This is a genomic window from Roseateles asaccharophilus (assembly GCF_031458115.1).
GTDB lineage: Bacteria > Pseudomonadota > Gammaproteobacteria > Burkholderiales > Burkholderiaceae_C > Pelomonas > Pelomonas asaccharophilus_A.
The window spans coordinates 1-17,545 of the sequence record NZ_JAVDXV010000009.1 but is presented as its reverse complement, the minus strand read 5'-3'; the positions used below and the strand labels follow the sequence as shown (position 1 = coordinate 17,545).

Here is a 17,545-nt window from a genome sequence, read left to right as displayed (position 1 = left end):
TCAACTGGCACAGTGCGTTGCGAGATTGGCAGCGCTTTCAACAATCTCAGGAGACAACGTTGTACAGGACTGTCGCTGCGGCCTGGAATGACGACGAATAACCAGGAACGCAATGGAAAACCTTGACCTGTTGGCCATGTTGGCCGACGTGTTCGCCAAGCACGGTGGCCCGGCCCCCGCGGTGGCGGCCACGTATTCCCCCACCGACTTCAGCGTGCACTTCTTCCTGCAGTTGGGGCTAATCATCCTGGCCTGCCGCGTGGTGGGCTGGCTGGGTTCCAAGTTCCTGGCGCAGCCGCAGGTGGTGGGCGAGATGATCGCGGGCGTCATCCTGGGCCCGTCGCTGTTCGGCATGCTGGCCGCCGACGTCCAGACCGCCATCTTCCCCAAGGAGATGAAGAACGTCCTGTACTGCGGCGCGCAGCTGGGCGTGGGCCTGTACATGTTCCTCGTCGGCACCACACTGCGGCTGGACCACTTCGCCACCAAGGCCAAGAGCGCCATCGGCGTGTCCATCTCCGGCATCGCGGCGCCCTTCTTCATCGCGTTCCTCATCACGCCGCTGCTGCTGCAGGTGCCGGGGCTGTTCGCCGACGGCATCTCGGTGGCCAACGCCACGCTGTTCATGGGCGCCTGCATCGCGCTGACGGCCTTCCCCATGCTGGCCCGCATCATCAATGAGCGCGGCCTGGCCCACACCTCGCTGGGCACGCTGTCGCTGACGGCCGGCGCCTTCGATGACGCCGTGTCCTGGTGCGTGCTGGCGCTGGTGCTGGCGGCCTTCGGTGGCGGCGCCGGCGTGGCCGTGCTGGCCATCGGTGGCGGCGCCATCTGGGCGGCCTCCGTCATGCTGTTCGGCCGCAAGCTGCTGGCGCCGCTGGGCCGCATGGTCGAGCGCGACGGCCACATGAGCAACGCGGTGCTGGGCATCACGCTGATCGCCTTCTGCACGTCGGCCTTCATCATGGACGCCGTCGGCATCCACGCCATCTTCGGCGGCTTCATCCTGGGCGCCGTCATGCCGCGCGGCCTGTTCGCCACCGAGCTGAAGAAGAAGCTCGAACCGATGACGGTCATCCTGCTGCTGCCGATGTTCTTCACCTACTCGGGCCTGAACACGCGGCTGGACATGATCAATTCCGTGCAGCTGCTGCTGATCGCGCTGGGCGTGCTGGCGGCCTCGGTGCTGGCCAAGTTCGGCGCCTGCTACCTGGCGGCACGCATGGCCGGCGAGGACAACCGCACGGCGCTGGGCATCGGCGCGCTGATGAACTCGCGCGGCCTGATGGAGCTGATCATCATCAACATCGGCCTGCAGAAGGGCATCATCGGCCCGGCGCTGTTCTCCATGCTGGTGCTGATGGCGGTCGTGACGACCATGATGGCCAGCCCGGTGTTCGAGTGGGTCTACGGCAAGAAGGCACGCGAATCGGGCGAGCTGGGCGCCGTGCCCGGCGGTGCCGGCGCCGCCTGAGCGGGAACCGAGTCTCTTGGGGCCGCCGCTGAGAGGTGTCGGCGGCTCGGGTTGGGGCGGAGTCCGTGGCTCCCGCCCCCCTTTCTTGGATGGTCGCCAAGGACTTTTCCATGACTGAACTCGTGACCGGTGCCGTGGTGGATGTGGCACCGCCCTCGGCCAGCCGTGCGCCCGGCTTCCCGCTGACGCAAGGCGCCATCGCCTGCGCGGGCGTCTTCACCATCATCGGCGTGCTGGCCTTCAGCTCCTTCAATCTCGGCGTGCTGCTGGCGCTGGGCTCATTCGGCTCGACGGCGGTGATGGTGTTCACCTTTCCCGAGATCCATTTCGCGCAGCCGCGCAGCGTCATCGGGGGGCATTTCATCTGCACGGCCGTGGGGCTGGCGGCACTGGCGCTGCTGGGCCCCAGTTGGTGGTCGCTCGCCACGGCCGCGGCCGTGGCGACGGCGCTGATGATGCTGACGCGCACGCTGCATCCGCCGGCCGGCTCCAACCCCATCATCGTGTTCCTGGCCGCGCCCAAGTGGAGCTTCCTGTTTTTCCCGACGCTGGCCGGCGCGCTGGTCATGGTGGGCGTGGCGGTGCTCTACCACCGCGCCTGCCGGCGGCCCTACCCGAGCTACTGGTACTGACCGACGTCGAGAATCCGGCCCTCGTCATTGCCAAGGAGGGCCACCGATGGCCTGGATCGCGCTCGTCATCGCCGGACTGCTGGAGGTCGGCTGGGCCATAGGCCTGAAGTACACCGAGGGCTTCACGCGGCCGCTGCCCACCACGCTGACGCTGCTGAGCATGGGCGCCAGCGTGGCCCTGCTGGGCTGGGCGATGAAGTCGCTGCCGGTTGGCACCGCCTATGCGGTCTGGGTGGGCATAGGCGCAGTGGGCACGGTGATCCTGGGCATCGTGCTGTTCAAGGAGCCGGCGGGCGTCGCGCGGCTGGTCAGCGTCGGCCTGATCGTGGCCGGCATCGTGGGCTTGAAGCTGTCCCACTGAGCCGGCAAACAAAAAGGCCGTGGCCCGCTTGCGCGGCCACGGCCCTTGATCAGGCTGATGGAGATCAGGCGGCGACGACGCGCACCATCTCCAGCACCTTGTTCGAGTAGCCCCACTCGTTGTCGTACCAGGACACCAGCTTCACGAAGGTGCCGTCCAGCGCGATGCCGGCTTCGGCGTCGAAGATGGAGGTGCGGGCGTCACCGCGGAAGTCGGTCGCGACGACCTTGTCTTCCGTGTAGCCCAGCACGCCCTTCAGCGCGCCCTGGCTCTGCGCCTTGAACTCGGCGCAGATGTCGGCGTAGCTGGCTTCGTTGTTCAGCTCGACGGTCAGGTCGACGACCGACACGTCGCTGGTGGGCACGCGGAAGGCCATGCCCGTCAGCTTCTTGTTGAGCTCGGGGATGACCTTGCCGACCGCCTTGGCGGCGCCGGTGCTGCTGGGGATGATGTTCTCCAGGATGCCGCGGCCGCCGCGCCAGTCCTTGTTGCTCGGGCCGTCCACGGTCTTCTGCGTCGCGGTGGCGGCGTGCACGGTGGTCATCAGGCCGCGCTTGATGCCCCACTTGTCGTTCAGCACCTTGGCCAGCGGAGCCAGGCAGTTGGTCGTGCACGAGGCGTTGGAAATGATCTTCTCGCCGGCGTACTTGGTGTGGTTCACGCCGAACACGAACATCGGCGTCTCGTCCTTGGACGGTGCCGAGAAGATGACCTTCTTCGCGCCCGCGGCCAGGTGCTTCTCGCCGCCGGCCTGGTCCAGGAAGATGCCGGTGGATTCGATGACGATGTCGGCGCCGGCCTCGGCCCACTTCAGCTCGGACGGATCCTTGATGGCGGTCAGGCGGATGGGCTTGCCGTTGACGACCAGCGTGTTGCCCTCGACGGCCACATCACCCTCGAACTTGCCGTGCACGCTGTCGTACTTCAGCATGTAGGCCAGGTAGTCGGGCTCCAGCAGGTCGTTGATCGCGACGACCTCGATGTCCTTGAAGTTCGCGACTGCGGCACGGAACACCATGCGTCCGATGCGGCCGAAGCCGTTGATGCCGATCTTGATTGCCATGGGAGAGTCTCCAGAGAAAGGGAATGTGGTTCGCGCGGGGCCGCTGATTCTCGGGCATACGCGGGAAGGGGTGGTTTCAGGGCGATTTCAGACCAGCTTGACCAAACGAGAAGCGTCCATGCGGCTGCCGATCAGGGAGGCGAACTCGCCGCCGCGTCGGGCGGTGCGAGGTTGTTGCGCTCGCAGGGCACGCTGATCTCAAGCTCCTCTCCGATCAATTCGAGCTGCCTGGATTTCGGGCCATCGATCTCCACGTTCTCCAGCCATTGGCGAAACGGCTTGTGCTTGGGGCCCGAGAAGCTGATGCTGACTCGATTAGGCGCTACCGGACGGAAAGTCTGCCACTTCACGACGAAGGGGCAGCCCAGTTCTTCGACATTGAAGTTCAACGGCGCATCCGGGGCGGGTTTCACCATTTCAACAAAGCGGGCCAGCGTCACCTTGGATTCGCTGAACTTCGGACGAGGTTCGCTCACGAACGTCCATCGGCTGTTGAACCGGTGCTTCGCGTCTGGCTTGTCCTCGCAGACCCATCGGCCAGACTCAAGGTGACGCACGACGTGTTCCCGCAGGCGAGTCGGGAAATTGGTGTAGATCACGCTCACCTTGAGCGGGCCCGTCGGGTCTTCGGCCAGCTCCATGTCGGCGAAGAACTTCGGCACCTTTGGCCAGCTGACGACGGCAGGAAACTGGAGCGGCGGATGCTTCAGACAGCCCGAGAACCGCTGCGCCTGAACATCGCTCGCACACAACAACAAAAGGGCCGCAAGCGCGGCCCGTTGATTCCACATCACGTGCTCCCTGGCCGCATGCGGCCGGGAGCAGGCAGCGGCATCACTTCTTCTTCAACACCGCCTTCACGGTGGCGGCCACGTTCTCCGGCGTGAAGCCGAAGTGCTTGAACAGCACGCCGGCCGGTGCCGATTCGCCGAATGTATCGATGCCCACCACGGCGTCCACGCCGTACTTCCACCAGTAGTCGCTGACGCCCATCTCGACGGCCACGCGCGGCAGGCCCTTGGGCAGCACGGACTTCTTGTAGTCCTTGTCCTGGCGGTCGAACACGCTGGTGCTGGGCATGGAGACCACGCGCACCTTCACGCCCTGCTCGGCCAGCAGCGCCTTGGCGGCCATGGCCAGCTGCACCTCGGAGCCGGTCGCGATGATGACGGCCTGGGCCTTGCCCTTGGCCGGCTCGGCCAGCACGTAGGCGCCCTTGGCGATCTCGTCGACGTTGGTCTTGGGCGAGTAGGTCAGGTTCTGGCGGCTCAGCGCCAGCAGGCTGGGGCGCTGCGCGTTGCCGATGGCCATGGTCCAGGCGACGACGGTCTCGGTCGTGTCGGCCGGGCGCCAGACGTCCAGGCCGGGGATCAGGCGCAGCGACGCGACATGCTCGATGGACTGGTGGGTCGGGCCGTCTTCACCCAGGCCGATGGAGTCGTGCGTCATCACATGGATGACGCGGGTCTTCATCAGCGCGGCCATGCGGATGGCGTTGCGGCTGTAGTCGCTGAAGGTCAGGAAGGTGCCGCCGTAGGGGATGAAGCCGCCGTGCAGGGCCACGCCGTTCATGATGGCCGCCATGCCGAACTCGCGCACGCCGTAGTTGATGTGGCGACCGTTGTTGGGCGTGCCGTCCTTCTCGAAGCGCAGGTTGGGCGTGTGGCTGGTGTTGGTCAGGTTGGAGCCGGTCAGGTCGGCGCTGCCACCCAGCATTTCCGGCAGCGCGCCGGTGAAGGCTTCCAGCGCCAGCTGGCTGGCCTTGCGGCTGGCGACGGTCTGCGCTTCGGCGTGGGCCTTGACGACGGCGTCCACGGCGACCTGCGCGAAGTTGGCGGGCAGCACGCCGGCCATGCGGCGCTGGAACTCGGCGGCCAGCTCGGGGTGGGCTTCGGCATAGGCGTCGAAGCGCACGTCCCACTCGCTCTCGGCGCGGTCGCCGGCGGACTTGGCGTCCCAGGCCGTGTAGGCCTCGGGCGGCACGACGAAGGGCTCGTGCACCCAGCCCAGGGCCTCGCGGGTCAGCTTGATTTCTTCCCCGCCCAGCGCTTCGCCGTGGGCCTTGGCCGTGCCGGCACGGTTGGGCGAGCCCTTGCCGATGGTGGTCTTGGCGATGATCAGCGTGGGCTTGTCGGCGCTGGTCTTGGCCTTGGCGATGGCCTTGTCGACGGCGTCCACGTCATGGCCGTCCACCGGGCCGACGACGTTCCAGCCGTAGGCCTGGAAGCGCTTGGCCGTGTCGTCACCGAACCAGGGCGCGACCTGGCCGTCGATGGAGATGCCGTTGTCGTCGTAGATGGCGATCAGCTTGTTCAGCTTCCACGAGGCGGCCAGTGCGGCGGCTTCATGGCTGATGCCTTCCATCAGGCAGCCGTCGCCCAGGAAGACATAGGTGTGGTGGTTGACGATCTCGTGGCCGTCGCGGTTGAAGTCGCGCGCCAGCAGCTTCTCGGCCAGGGCCAGGCCCACGCCGTTGGTGATGCCCTGGCCCAGCGGGCCGGTGGTGGTCTCCACGCCCGGGGTGATGCCCACTTCGGGGTGGCCCGGCGTTTTGCTGTGCATCTGGCGGAAGGCCTTCAACTCCTCGATGGGCAGCTCGTAGCCCGTCAGGTGCAGCAGCGCGTAGATCAGCATGGAGCCGTGGCCGTTGGACAGCACGAAGCGGTCGCGGTCGGCCCAGTGCGGGTTGGCCGGGTTGTGCTTCAGATGACGCGCCCACAGCGCGACGCCGATCTCGGCCATGCCCATGGGGGCGCCAGGGTGGCCGGAGTTGGCCGCCTGCACGGCGTCCATCGCCAGCGCGCGGATCGCGTTGGCCATGAGAGTGGGGGAGGCGGTCGATGCGTCAGTCATGGCCGGGGCTTTCCTGGGAGGGGCAAAGCGCGGGATTTTACGGGGGTGGTCTGCGACCACCGCCTTCGCGGCCGCTGAACGTCCGATTCAGCGCCCGCTGCGCACCAGCTTCAACCGGCCGCGCGCGGCCCAGCTTTCCAGCGGCCGGCGCACGTCGCGCTGCAGTTCGTCGTCGCTGCCGGCCTGCGCGCTGACCAGGCCCACCCAGGCGTTGCGGCCGGACTCCTTGGCGTCGTACAGCGCGGCATCGGCCAGGTCGATGGCCGAGCGCCAGTCCAGCGCGCGTGGCAGCTGCGGACATAGCGGGAAGGCCGAGAAGCCCACCGAGCAGGTCTGCGCCAGCTTCAGGCCGTTCTCCAGGATGAAGGGCTCGCCCGACACCGCCTGGCGGGCGCGCTCGGCCAGCTCGGCGGCGCGCGAGCGCGGCGTGCCGCGGGCCACGATGAGGAACTCCTCGCCGCCCCAGCGCACCAGGTAGTCGGTGGCGCGGAACACCTGCTCCAGCCGGCCGCGCATCTGCTCCAGCACCGCATCGCCGGCAATGTGGCCGTGGGCGTCGTTGATGCGCTTGAAGTGGTCGATGTCGATCAGGAAGAACAGCAGGTCCTGCTCGCTCTCGCCCTCTACCGGCGCGTCGTTGATGGGCTCGTAGTGGCGCAGCGCCAGCGCCGCGTCGGCGGGCATCTGGCGGTCCAGGAAGCGGCGGTTGCGCAGGCCGGTCAGCGGGTCGGTCAGGCTGGCTTCCTCCAGTTCGAGCGACTTGGCCGTCAGCGCGGCCTTGGCGGCCTCCAGCGCCTCGGTGCGTTCGCGCACGCGCTCCTCCAGCACGCGGCGATGGCGCAGCAGCAGCCGCGTGCGCATGGCCACGATCAAGGCCACCAGCCCGGCGGCGGCCACGACGGCCAGCGCCAGCGCCCAGCGCGTCTGCCACCAGGCGGCGCGCACGTGCACGGGGATCTGCAGCTCGTCCGGCCCCCAGGCGCCGTCGCGGTTGCTGCCCTGCAGGTGCAGCGTGTACTGGCCCGGCGCGAGGTTGGTGTAGGTGGCCGTGCGGCTCATGCCGCCGGCCTGCACCCAGTTCGGGTCCAGCCCCTGCAGCCGGTAGCGGTAGCGGTTGCGGGCCGGCTGGCTGTAGTCCAGCGACGCGAAGGCCAGGCTGAACGCCCGCTCGCCGGGCTCCAGCACCAGCGGCTCGCCGGCGGCCGGCACGGCGCGCTCGGCGCCCTCCACGCGCAACTCCGACGCCACCAGCGGCGGCTTGTAATCCCAGGCCGCGAAGCGCTCGGGGTCGATGACCAGCAGGCCGCGCGCGCCGCCGAACAGCATGCGGCCGTCGTCCAGCCGCAGGTAGGCGCGGAACCAGCCGGTGCCCAGGTCGGCGCCGTCGGCCGGCCCCAGCTCGCGGTGTTCGCCGGTCTTGGGGTCGTACATGTTGCGCTGCGACCAGATGCGGCCGCGCTGGTCGAACAGCAGGTTGGCGCCGAAGGCGCCGCCCAGTTCGCCGGCCGGCACGGCCTCGAAACGCGCCCGCTTGCCATCACCCTCGACGAGCCGGTGCAGGCCGTTGCCGGTGTCCACCCACAGCCGGCCGTCGGGCGCCACGGCCATGCCCAGCACGGTCTGGCCGGTCAGGCCCTTGGGCTCCACCCATTCGGCCACGGGTTCGTCGTCACCGGGCTTGGCGACGCGGAACAGCCCCGCGGCGCCGCCGGCCCACAGGCTGCCGTCGGGCAGCGTGGCAAAGGCATTGACCTCGCCCGTGCCGCCCACCAGGCCCGCGGTCGGGATCGCCCGCATCTGCGGCCGCTGCGGGGTCCAGCGCATCAGGCCGTCCAGCGTCGCGATCCACAGCGCGCCGTCCGCGTCGGCATGCAGGCGCCGCGGCACGGCGTTGCCGCCGCGCAGCGTCTCCTTGTGGCGACCCTGGCTGTCGAAGCGCAGCAGCTGCGTGTCCACGGCCACCCAGACCGAACCGTCCTTGGTCTGGCTCAGCGCGTTGATGCGGCCGGATGGCAGGCCGTTGCTGCCGGGCGCGATGCTGGCAATGGGCTGCAGCTGGCGGTCGCGTCGCTCGATGCCGCTGGACAGCGTGCCCAGCCAGACCTCGCCGTTGTCCAGCTGCAGGATGCTGCGCACGTCCAGCGCTGTCGTCGCGCTCGGCCCGGCCAGCGGGTCGCGCACCATGCCCAGGCCGGGCAGCGACGGCACATGGCGCATCAGTCCGCCGCCATAGCTGCCGGCCCAGACGGTGCCGGATGGGTCGCGCATCAGCGCCCGCAGGTCGTTGCGCGGCGCGGCGGCCGGCGTGCGTTCGATGAGCGCGCCGTCGCTGGCGCGCCGGCGCGTCAGGCCCGAGGCGTCGCCGAACCACAGCTCGCCGACATCCGGCTGCACCATGGCCATCACCGGCGACACGCCGGTCGCCGCGCCGGGCTCGGCGCCGTTGCTGAAAGCCAGAGGCTGGCCCGCGGCCGACAGCGCGCGCAGCCGGCCCTGCGCCGTGCCGATGATGATGCGGCCGTCCTGCGTCTCGCTGATCAGCGTGACGAGCTGGTCACCCAGGCCCACGTCCAGCGTCTCGATGGGGCCGTCGACCGCCTTGCGCGCGAGGCCGCGCCAGGTGCCTATCCACAGCGTGCCGTGGCGGTCCACCAGCAGCGTCTGCACGCGGCCATCGGGCAGGCCGTCGGCCGGGCCGCGGTGGTGGGTGAAGCGCTGGGTCTTGGCGTCGAAGCGGTCCAGGCCGCCGCTGCCACCCAGCCACAGCGTGCCGTCCTTCTCCAATGCGAAGCTGCGCACCGTGTTCGCGGCGGGCGCGGCGTCGTCGGCCGAATTGCCGTCGCGCGTCCAGCGGTCCCAGCGGCCGGTGGCCACATCCAGCCGCACCAGGCCGCTGTTGCCGGCCGCCACCCAGATCCAGCCGCGCGGGTCGGGCAGCATCGCGCGGACGAACTGCTCGGGCAGCAGCTTGCCGTCCGGCGACATCAGCGGCAGGCGCCGGAAGCTGTAGCCGTCGTAGCGCAGCAGGCCTTCGGGCGAGCCGATCCACAGCAGGCCGCGGGCGTCGATGGCCAGTGCCGAGACGACGTTGTCGCGCACGCCGCCGGGGTCGCCGATGGGCTCAAAGCGCGGCACGACGGCCCACGCCGACGACGTGAGCAGCCCCGCAACGACCAATGCTTTTCTTATCCAGGCCCGCATGGCGCGCATTCTGGCGCGCGATGCGGACGGAACTGGCCGGGTCTTGCCCTCAGAGAACGTGAATCGTGCCCACGACGCGGCGATTGCCGCGCGTCGCGGGCCGAGCGAGGGGCTTCAGGCAGCGAGGGGCTTCGTGATCTCGTCGATGCGGGCCACCACCTCGGGCGTCAGCTTCGGCGTCACGGCCAGCGCACCCAGGTTGTCGCGCAGCTGCTCGATTCGGCTGGCGCCCAGGATGACGGTGGACACGCGCGGGTTGCGGTTGATCCACGCAATGGCCAGCTGGGCGGTGTTGCAGCCCAACTCGGCCGCGACCTCGGCCAGCTTGCCGACGGCGTCGTTCTTGGCCTTGTCCTGCAGCTGCTCGCGCATCCAGCCCATGGTCTCCAGCGCGCCACGGCTGCCGGCCGGGATGCCGCTGCGGTACTTGCCGGTCAGCAGGCCCGAGGCCAGCGGGCTCCAGGTGGTCAGGCCCAGGCCGATGTCGTCGTACAGGCGGGCGAACTCCTGCTCCACCTTGCGGCGGTGGAACAGGTGGTACTGCGGCTGCTCCACGACCGGCTTGTGCAGGTGGTGGCGCTCGGCGATCTCCCAGGCGGCGCGGATGTCGGCGGCGCTCCACTCGCTGGTGCCCCAGTACAGCGCCTTGCCCTGGCGGATGATGTCGCTCATGGCCCAGACCGTCTCCTCGATGGGCGTGTGCGGGTCGGGGCGGTGGCAGTAGATCAGGTCCAGGTGTTCCAGCTGCAGCCGCTTCAGCGAGCCGTCCACGGCCTGCATCAGGTATTTGCGGTTCAGCGTGTCCTTGCGGTTGGTGGTGGTCACGCCGTCGCGCGCCAGACCCCAGAAGAACTTGCTGGAGACGATGTAGTCCAGCCGGTTCCAGCCCAGCGCCTTGAAGGCCTGGCCCATGACGACCTCGCTCTCGCCCTGGGCATAGACCTCGGCGTTGTCGAAGAAGTTGATGCCGGCATCGAAGGCGGCCGCCAGCATCTCGGTGGCGGCCTTGGTGTCGACCTGGTTGTGATACGTGACCCAGGAGCCGAGCGACAGTTCGGAGACCTGGAGGCCGGCGCGGCCGAGGCGGCGGTATTGCATGGGGTGATCCTTGGCAGGGGGCTTGGGAAAGGGCGGCAGCTTAAGCGCCGCCCCTTGCCCCAGGTATCGTTAGGGCCATGAACCTCGCCGTCATCGGCGCGGGCCCCGCCGGCCTCGCGCTCGCCCTGCTGGCCGCTGAGCGGCTGCCGCAGGCGCAGATCCATCTCTTCGACACCCGCCCGCTGGACCGCGACATCAGCGGCGACGCACGCACGCTGGCGCTGAACCTGGGCAGCGTGCGGCTGCTGCAGCGTCTGCAGGCCTGGCGGCCCGAGGTCGCCCAGGCCATCAAGACCGTGCATGTCAGCCAGGCACCGCCCGCACCCATCGCGGGGGAGGTGTGGATACGCGCCGCCGAGCAGGGCCTGCCGCAGCTGGGCGCCGTGCTGCCCTATGGCGCGCTGGTGGCGCCGCTGCAGCAGCGCTGGCTGGACCTGGCCGCCACGCAGCCCGCGCGGCTGTTCACGCGCTTCGGCACGGCGGTGCATGCGATCCGCTCGCGCGCCGTCGGCGTCGACCTGGACAGCGGCGAAGGCCCGCTGGTGGACGGCTTCGACCTCGCCGTCGTCGCCGAGGGCGGCGTGTTTGCCGAGCAGGATCACAAGTCCATCACCAGCGACTACCACCAGAACGCCTGGGTGGGCAGCGTGCGCCTGGCCGCGCCGGGGCTGCAGGGCCTGGCCATCGAGCGCTTCACGCGCAACGGGCCGCTGGCGCTGCTGCCGCTGCCGGACGATGCGCAAGGCCATCGCGCCGCGCTGGTCTGGTGCCTGCCGCAGGCCGAGGACGACATCGCGTCGCTGAACGACGCGCAGCGCCTGACCGTCATCCAGCAGCAGCTGCCCGCCGTGGCCGGCCAGCTGACGGGCATCTCGCCGCTGAAGTGCTTCCCGCTGGGCCTGAACGCCGAGACGCGGCTGCTGCAAGGCCGCGCGCTGCGCATCGGCAATGCGGCGCAGACGCTGCACCCGGTGGCCGGGCAGGGCTTGAACCTGGGTTTGCGCGACGCGCAGGCACTGGTCGATGCGCTGCGCGAAGCCGCCGAAACCGGACAGAACCTGGACGCCACGCTGGCCCGTGTGGATTGGCAGCGTGCGCCGGACCGCTGGCCCATGATCGCGGCGACCGACTTCCTGGCGCGCAGCTTCGCCTGGCGACTGCCGGGCCTGCCCGCACTGCGTGGCCTGGCGCTTGCGGGGCTTGAGGTGGCCAGCCCGCTGAAGACCGCCATCGCCCGGCGCATGATGTTCGGGGGGTGAGTGGAAATCCGCCCCATCCAGCCCGACGAGGTCGAAGCCGCACGTCAGCTGCTCATGGACAACGCCTGGGGCCCCCGGGTGCAGGACGCGGAGGTCTTCCGCTTGCTGCTGGAGCGTTCTCAGACGACCTTGGTCGCGGTGGAGGGCACGCAGGTGGTGGGCTTTCTGCGTGCCATCACCGACGGGCTTTTCAATGGCTACATCTCCATGGTGGTCGTCGCGGCGTCGCACCGCGGCCGCGGCATTGGCAGCGCCCTCGTGCGGACGGCCATGGGCGACAACGACCGCATGACCTGGGTGTTGCGTGCAGGGCGCGACGGCGTCAGCGCCTTCTACGAGAAGCTGGGCTTCGGCGTCTCGGAAGTGGCGATGGAGCGTCCGGGTCTGCGGCGCTGAGGTCGCATCCACAGGCTTGAGCTTGTGAGCCGCAGACGCCGGTGGGACGATGGCGCCGCCCTGAACGCCTGGAGGCTCCGCCATGAAGACGCCCCGCCTGCTTCACGCCCTGTCCGCCGCCGGCCTCGCCGCGCTGACAACCGCCTCCGGCCCCGCCGGCAGCGGCCCGGCCTTCGACCCGCTACTGGATGGCGGCGGCCTGTGCCGCCCCGGCGCGGCGGGCCAGCCCGTGCTGCTGCAGGCGCTGCTGGCCGCGGCCACCACCAAGTCCGAGACCCAGCCCTTCCAGCCCGCCGCGATGAAGGCGGCCGGTGGCGACGTGCCGCTGTACGGCGACCTCGGCGCCATGACCTTCAAGCTGGGCAAGGCCGCGCCCCGGGTGCAGGCCTATTTCGACCAGGGCCTGCGCCTGGCCTTTGCGTTCAACCATGCCGAGGCGCAGCGCTCCTTCCAGGCCGCGCAGAAGCTGGACCCGAACTGCGCGATGTGCTTCTGGGGCGAGGCGCTGATCCTGGGCCCCAACATCAACGTGCCCATGCAGCCCGAGGCCGTCGCGCCTGCCTGGGCCGCTTTGCAGCGCGCCGCCGCGTTGAAGCGGCAACTGCCGCCGCGCGAGAAGGCGCTGATCGAGGCGCTGCAGGTGCGTTACCTGCCCGAGCAGCCCGCCGACCGCGCCCCGCTGGACGCCGCCTATGCCGACGCGATGAAGCGCGTGGCCGTGCAGTTCCCCGGCGATGACCTGATCCAGACGCTGCACGCCGAAGCGTCCATGGACACCCAGCCCTGGGACTACTGGGAGGCCGGTGGCGCGAAACCCAAGGGCCGCACGGCCGATGTCGTCACCGCGCTGGAGACGGTGCTGAAGCGCAGCCCCAACCATGCGGGCGCCATCCACCTCTACATCCATGCGGTCGAGGCCTCCACGACGCCTGAGCGCGCGTTGGCCCCCGCGCGCCGCCTGGCCGCGCTGATGCCAGGCGCCGGCCACATCGTGCACATGCCCTCGCACATCTACTACCGCGTGGGCCTGTACCGCGAGTCGCTGGAGCTGAACCGCAAGGCCACGGAAGTCGACGAGGCCTACTTCAACAGGTCGCCGTCGGACCCGCTGTACCGCTCGGCCTACTACCCGCACAACATCCACTTCCTGATGGTGTCGGCGCAGATGGGCGGCGACGGGCGCACGGCCGTGACCTCGGCCGCGAAACTGGACGCGTCCATGCCGGTGGATGTCGTGAAGGCCTATCCCATCATGCAGCCCGTCAAGGCCGCGCCGTACACGACGCATGCGCAGTTCAGCGCGCCCGAGGCCATCCTGGCGCTACCGGCGCCGGCCGACGATCTGCTGCTGGTCAAGGTCATGTACCACTACGCCCGCGCCGTGGCCCAGGCCCAGCGCAAGGACGCGACCGCCGCCGGGCATGAGATCGCCGCGCTGACGAAGCTGGAGGCCGCCGACTTCAGCGCCTTCGACGCCTGGGGCATCCCGGCCAAGGCCATCGCGCAGACGGCCCGGCTGGTGGCCGCCGGCCGGCTGGCCGACGCCCAGGGCGACCTGGCCGGCGCGGCGGCCGCGTTCGAGCAGGCCGTGGCCATCGAGGACGGCCTGGCCTACACCGAGCCGCCCTACTGGTACTACCCGGTGCGCCAGTCGCTGGGCGCCGTGAAGCTGAGGCAGGGCAAGCTGGACGAGGCCGAGACGGCGCTGCGCGACTCGCTGGCCCGCGTGCGCAACAACGGCTGGGCGCTGGCCGCGCTGGCCGAGGTCTACAAGCGCAAGGGCGACGCTGCCGCCGAGAAGAGCGCTCGCCAGGCGTTGAGCAAGGCTTGGTTCGGTGCGGAGGGCGGGCCCGACCTTACGAAGCTCTAGGCCGAGGCTTCTTGGGACAATGGCGGCCATGAGCCTGACCGCCTACATGGACGACCTCGGCCGCGCCGCCCGCGCCGCCTCTACCGCCATGGCCGCCGCCCCGACGGCCGCCAAGAACACCGCGCTGCTGGCCCTGGCCCGCCGCCTGCGCGAGGCCGGCCCAGCGCTGGCCGACGCCAATGCCCGCGACCTGGCCGGTTCCGGCGAACTCAGCGGCCCGCTGCGCGACCGCCTCAAGCTCGACGCCAAGACACTGGCCACCGTGGCCGAGGGCTGTGAGCAGATCGCCGCCATGCCCGACCCGGTGGGCGAGATCACCGGCGTGAAGCGCCGCCCCACCGGCATCAGCGTGGGCCAGATGCGCGTGCCGCTGGGCGTGTTCGGCATGATCTACGAGAGCCGCCCGAACGTGACCATCGAGGCGGCGTCCCTGGCCATCAAGAGCGGCAACGCCTGCATCCTGCGCGGCGGCTCGGAGGCGATCCATTCCAACCTCGCGCTGGCAGAAATCGTGGCGGCGTCGCTTGAAGAGGCGGGTTTGCCGCGAACTGCGGTTCAGCTCGTCAACACGACCGACCGCGCTGCCGTCGGCCTGCTGATCAGCCAGCCGCAGTGGGTGGACGTCATCATCCCGCGCGGCGGCAAGGGGCTGATCGAGCGCATCAGCGCGGAAGCCAAGGTGCCCGTCATCAAGCACCTGGACGGCAACTGCCACAGCTATGTGGACGCCGAGGTGGACCTGGACCTCGCCGTGAAGGTCGTCGACAACGCCAAGACGCAGAAGTACAGCCCCTGCAATGCGACCGAATCGCTGCTGGTGCATGCGGCCCAGGCCAGGGCCTTCCTGCCGCGCATCGCCGAGGTCTTCCACGCCAAGGGCGTGGAGATGCGCGGCTGCGGCCGCACCCGCGCGCTGCTGCCGGCGGCCGTGCCGGCGACCGAGGAAGATTGGTCTACCGAGTACCTGGCACCCATCATCAGCATCAAGGTGGTGGACTCGCTGGACGAGGCCATCGCGCACATCAACCGCTACGGCTCGCACCACACGGACGCGATCCTGACCACCAACCACCCGAACGCGATGCGCTTCCTGCGCGAGGTCGACTCGGCCAGCGTGATGGTCAACGCCAGCACGCGCTTCGCCGACGGCTTCGAGTACGGGCTGGGCGCCGAGATCGGCATCTCCACCGACAAGTTCCACGCCCGCGGGCCCGTGGGCCTGGAGGGGCTGACGTCGATGAAGTGGGTGGTGTTGGGGCAGGGTGAGGTGAGGGGTTGAGGGACGCGTGATGGCGCTGAGAGTTTGCCGTTGACCGACAAAGCCATGGAGCGACCGGCGTCACGAAGGGAGTGGGTACTCTTAGCCTTCGCGGTGGTCGTCATTGGGTATGCGACCTACTTACTTCTCGATGCGATCAATCAAGCGCGCTTGACCGGGTTGGTCGAGATCGTTGCTGGCATGAAGGGGATCAAGGCACCGAAAGTGCCATGGCCCAACGCTTGGGCCTATCTGTCTGGGCTCCTGCTATTTGTCATCGCTGGAGCGATGTTGATTGCCAGGGAGTTTTGGCAGCTCCGCGTCGGCTTTCTTGCGCTGCTGATCTTTGTTGCGGCGGTGTTCTTGTTTATGACGTCTCACCTCTTGTCGAGCATGGCAGGTGCAACGTTTCTGGTCGGGATGTTCGCCGCCATCTTGGTTGGCGGCATGGTGGACACCCGCTTTGGGCGAACTGCAGGACTTTGGTTTATGGCGCTTATGGTGTTGGTTGGGATGCTCCAGCCTTGGAGTTGGTAGGCGGCGATTCCGCCATGCGGCCGCAGGAGCGTCAAGCGCATTCGCGGATGCCGGGAAACGGGGCGCGAGCTTGAATACAAATGTGCAAATGCTTCCCGCCTCATTGCGCCGACGAACGCTATTGGGTGGCTTGTTGGCAGTTGGCGCGAAGTCAGGTGCGTCGGCGGTCAGTTTTCAACCCCACCCCAACCTTATCGTTGCCAAAGACGGTTCAGGCCACTTCACCTCCGTCCACGCCGCGCTGCAGTCCTCCCCAAGACCGAGGCCGCGTTCCGGCATGACGGCGCCAACATCGCCGACAAGAAGTTCGTCATCCACCGCACACGCATCGACGGGCCGCCCGACTTCTTCCTGGCCCGTGCGCACCGCGACGCGCAGTTCTTCTTCATAGCCTGCACGTATTCGGAGCGCCTGCGCGACAAGCGGCCCTACCTCGTCAGCTACCCGCTGGACAGCGGCGCACCCAGCGAGAAGGACATCGCCGCCAACGAGCGCATCGCGCGCGAGACCCGGGTGGGCGTGCGCAGCTATTTCCACACCAGCCGCCGTGCCGCCGGCGGCTTCTCCTGGCTGGCCGACAACCTGGCCGACGCGGCCGGCGCGCCGCGCGCCGAGGACATCACGGCGCGCTGGACCTTCGGCGGCAGCTGGGATCCGGAGAGCACCCGCGGGCCGCGCGCCACCGCGACTCGTGTGCGCCGCGCCCGTGGCGCTCGCCTTCGAGCGTGGCGCCATCATCGGCAGCGAGGCGACGGCGGACCTGCGCTGGGCCGACGCGTCGCTGGCCTCCGCCGTTTGAGCCTGAGCCTGCGGGATGACGGGCGGCACATGTGCCGCCGGCCGGCCCCCCGTGATGATGCGGGCCTCGTCCACTGCGATGCGCCCGAACATGAAACATCGAGTCCTTGCCGCTGCCGTTCTGGCCGTTCTGTGCACCGCCAGCGCCTGGGCGCAACGCCTGCCCACCGTGTCGCTGCCGCCCGACGTCGACCGCGTGCTGCAGGACTACGCCCGTGCCTGGCAGGCCAACGACACGGCGGCGCTGGCGCAGCTGTTCACGGCCGACGGCATGGCGCTGCCCAGCGGCCAGCCGCCCGCGCAGGGCGCCGACAGCATCCGCAAGGCCTACTCGCAAGGCGCGGGGTCGCCGCTGCACCTGCGGCCCATCGCCTACGGCGTCTCGGGTGACCTGGCCTATGTCATCGGCGGCTGGGGTGGCGCCGCCGACAAGCCGGACTTCGGCAAGTTCACGCTGGTGCTGCGCCGCCAGGCCGACGGGCGCTGGCTCATCGTCTCCGACATGGACAACGCCAACGCGCCGCAGCGACCGGCGCCACGCCCGCCGGGCAGCTGATCCATCAGCGCAACCCGCTGACGTTGGCGTCCTTGGGCGCGCTGACGAGGTAGTCCGCCGTGAAGCGCTGGCTCTGGCCGGCCGCCAGTGGCAGCGTAAGCAGCCAGCGAACACATGTTGACCGCTGCAGAGCGTTCGGTCAGATGGCTGGCACCCAGTGATGAGGCAGCAACTCGTCGATTGCGCAGG

General features: G+C 69.3%; 14 protein-coding genes. 9 read left to right on the top strand and 5 right to left on the bottom strand.

Annotated features, from left to right (window positions below):
- The first annotated feature begins 112 nt into the window (after nt 1–112).
- The 3 genes from J2X21_RS20995 (at nt 113) to sugE (ending at nt 2,467) form a co-directional block, all read left to right on the top strand.
- Nucleotides 113–1,474, top strand: a complete 1,362-nt coding sequence (locus J2X21_RS20995) for a cation:proton antiporter (RefSeq protein WP_310331876.1) — start codon at nt 113–115, stop codon at nt 1,472–1,474.
- A 110-nt stretch (nt 1,475–1,584) separates the two neighbouring features.
- The gene (locus J2X21_RS20990; RefSeq protein WP_310331874.1) at nt 1,585–2,106 is read left to right on the top strand and encodes an HPP family protein; all 522 of its coding nucleotides are present in this window, start codon (nt 1,585–1,587) and stop codon (nt 2,104–2,106) included.
- A gap of 46 nt (nt 2,107–2,152) precedes the next feature.
- The gene (gene sugE, locus J2X21_RS20985; protein WP_310331872.1) at nt 2,153–2,467 is read left to right on the top strand and encodes a quaternary ammonium compound efflux SMR transporter SugE; all 315 of its coding nucleotides are present in this window, start codon (nt 2,153–2,155) and stop codon (nt 2,465–2,467) included.
- 64 nt (nt 2,468–2,531) lie between these two features.
- Here the strand turns inward: sugE and gap are convergent, their stop codons facing one another.
- The 5 genes from gap to J2X21_RS20960 form a co-directional block, all read right to left on the bottom strand.
- Entirely contained in the window at nt 2,532–3,530 is a 999-nt protein-coding gene (gene gap, locus J2X21_RS20980) for a type I glyceraldehyde-3-phosphate dehydrogenase (protein ID WP_310331870.1), read from the bottom strand.
- 131 nt (nt 3,531–3,661) lie between these two features.
- Nucleotides 3,662–4,321 (bottom strand): hypothetical protein, encoded by a 660-nt coding sequence (locus J2X21_RS20975; protein ID WP_310331868.1) that lies wholly within the window; start codon nt 4,319–4,321, stop codon nt 3,662–3,664.
- Between the two features lie 43 nt (nt 4,322–4,364).
- Nucleotides 4,365–6,350: a transketolase gene (tkt, locus tag J2X21_RS20970; RefSeq protein ID WP_310331866.1), complete on the bottom strand. Its 1,986-nt coding sequence runs from the start codon at nt 6,348–6,350 to the stop codon at nt 4,365–4,367.
- A gap of 120 nt (nt 6,351–6,470) precedes the next feature.
- The gene (locus J2X21_RS20965) at nt 6,471–9,584 is read right to left on the bottom strand and encodes a two-component regulator propeller domain-containing protein (protein ID WP_310331864.1); all 3,114 of its coding nucleotides are present in this window, start codon (nt 9,582–9,584) and stop codon (nt 6,471–6,473) included.
- 114 nt (nt 9,585–9,698) lie between these two features.
- Nucleotides 9,699–10,682 carry a potassium channel beta subunit family protein gene (locus J2X21_RS20960; RefSeq protein ID WP_310331863.1) on the bottom strand — a complete coding sequence of 328 codons (984 nt, stop codon included), beginning with the start codon at nt 10,680–10,682 and terminating at the stop codon, nt 9,699–9,701.
- Nucleotides 10,683–10,759: 77 nt separating this feature from the next.
- Here J2X21_RS20960 and J2X21_RS20955 point away from each other — a divergent pair, with 77 nt between their 5' ends.
- The 6 genes from J2X21_RS20955 to J2X21_RS20930 all read left to right on the top strand — a co-directional run bounded on the left by J2X21_RS20955 (nt 10,760) and on the right by J2X21_RS20930 (nt 17,356).
- Entirely contained in the window at nt 10,760–11,941 is a 1,182-nt protein-coding gene (locus J2X21_RS20955; protein ID WP_310331862.1) for an FAD-dependent monooxygenase, read from the top strand.
- A complete protein-coding gene (locus J2X21_RS20950; protein WP_310331861.1) occupies nt 11,942–12,337 on the top strand; it encodes a GNAT family N-acetyltransferase in 396 nt (131 codons plus the stop codon).
- 82 nt (nt 12,338–12,419) lie between these two features.
- Nucleotides 12,420–14,207, top strand: a complete 1,788-nt coding sequence (locus tag J2X21_RS20945; RefSeq protein WP_310331859.1) for a tetratricopeptide repeat protein — start codon at nt 12,420–12,422, stop codon at nt 14,205–14,207.
- A 19-nt stretch (nt 14,208–14,226) separates the two neighbouring features.
- Nucleotides 14,227–15,486, top strand: a complete 1,260-nt coding sequence (locus tag J2X21_RS20940; protein ID WP_310331858.1) for a glutamate-5-semialdehyde dehydrogenase — start codon at nt 14,227–14,229, stop codon at nt 15,484–15,486.
- 30 nt (nt 15,487–15,516) lie between these two features.
- A complete protein-coding gene (locus J2X21_RS20935) occupies nt 15,517–16,002 on the top strand; it encodes a PEX11 family protein (RefSeq protein ID WP_310331856.1) in 486 nt (161 codons plus the stop codon).
- An 889-nt stretch (nt 16,003–16,891) separates the two neighbouring features.
- Nucleotides 16,892–17,356, top strand: coding sequence for a YybH family protein (locus J2X21_RS20930; RefSeq protein ID WP_310331854.1), 465 nt, complete (start codon nt 16,892–16,894; stop codon nt 17,354–17,356).
- Nucleotides 17,357–17,545 lie beyond the last annotated feature (189 nt).

What these genes read in the sequence shown, in the direction of transcription:
- J2X21_RS20990 (WP_310331874.1), top strand. Translation starts at nt 1,585, where the DNA reads ATGACTGAACTCGTGACCGGTGCCGTGGTGGATGTGGCACCGCCCTCG.
- sugE (WP_310331872.1), top strand. Translation starts at nt 2,153, where the DNA reads ATGGCCTGGATCGCGCTCGTCATCGCCGGACTGCTGGAGGTCGGCTGG.
- tkt (WP_310331866.1), bottom strand. Translation starts at nt 6,350, where the DNA reads ATGGCCAACGCGATCCGCGCGCTGGCGATGGACGCCGTGCAGGCGGCC.
- gap (WP_310331870.1), bottom strand. Translation starts at nt 3,530, where the DNA reads ATGGCAATCAAGATCGGCATCAACGGCTTCGGCCGCATCGGACGCATG.
- J2X21_RS20930 (WP_310331854.1), top strand. Translation starts at nt 16,892, where the DNA reads ATGAAACATCGAGTCCTTGCCGCTGCCGTTCTGGCCGTTCTGTGCACC.
- J2X21_RS20995 (WP_310331876.1), top strand. Translation starts at nt 113, where the DNA reads ATGGAAAACCTTGACCTGTTGGCCATGTTGGCCGACGTGTTCGCCAAG.
- J2X21_RS20965 (WP_310331864.1), bottom strand. Translation starts at nt 9,584, where the DNA reads ATGCGGGCCTGGATAAGAAAAGCATTGGTCGTTGCGGGGCTGCTCACG.
- J2X21_RS20955 (WP_310331862.1), top strand. Translation starts at nt 10,760, where the DNA reads ATGAACCTCGCCGTCATCGGCGCGGGCCCCGCCGGCCTCGCGCTCGCC.
- J2X21_RS20945 (WP_310331859.1), top strand. Translation starts at nt 12,420, where the DNA reads ATGAAGACGCCCCGCCTGCTTCACGCCCTGTCCGCCGCCGGCCTCGCC.
- J2X21_RS20940 (WP_310331858.1), top strand. Translation starts at nt 14,227, where the DNA reads ATGGCGGCCATGAGCCTGACCGCCTACATGGACGACCTCGGCCGCGCC.
- J2X21_RS20975 (WP_310331868.1), bottom strand. Translation starts at nt 4,321, where the DNA reads ATGTGGAATCAACGGGCCGCGCTTGCGGCCCTTTTGTTGTTGTGTGCG.
- J2X21_RS20960 (WP_310331863.1), bottom strand. Translation starts at nt 10,682, where the DNA reads ATGCAATACCGCCGCCTCGGCCGCGCCGGCCTCCAGGTCTCCGAACTG.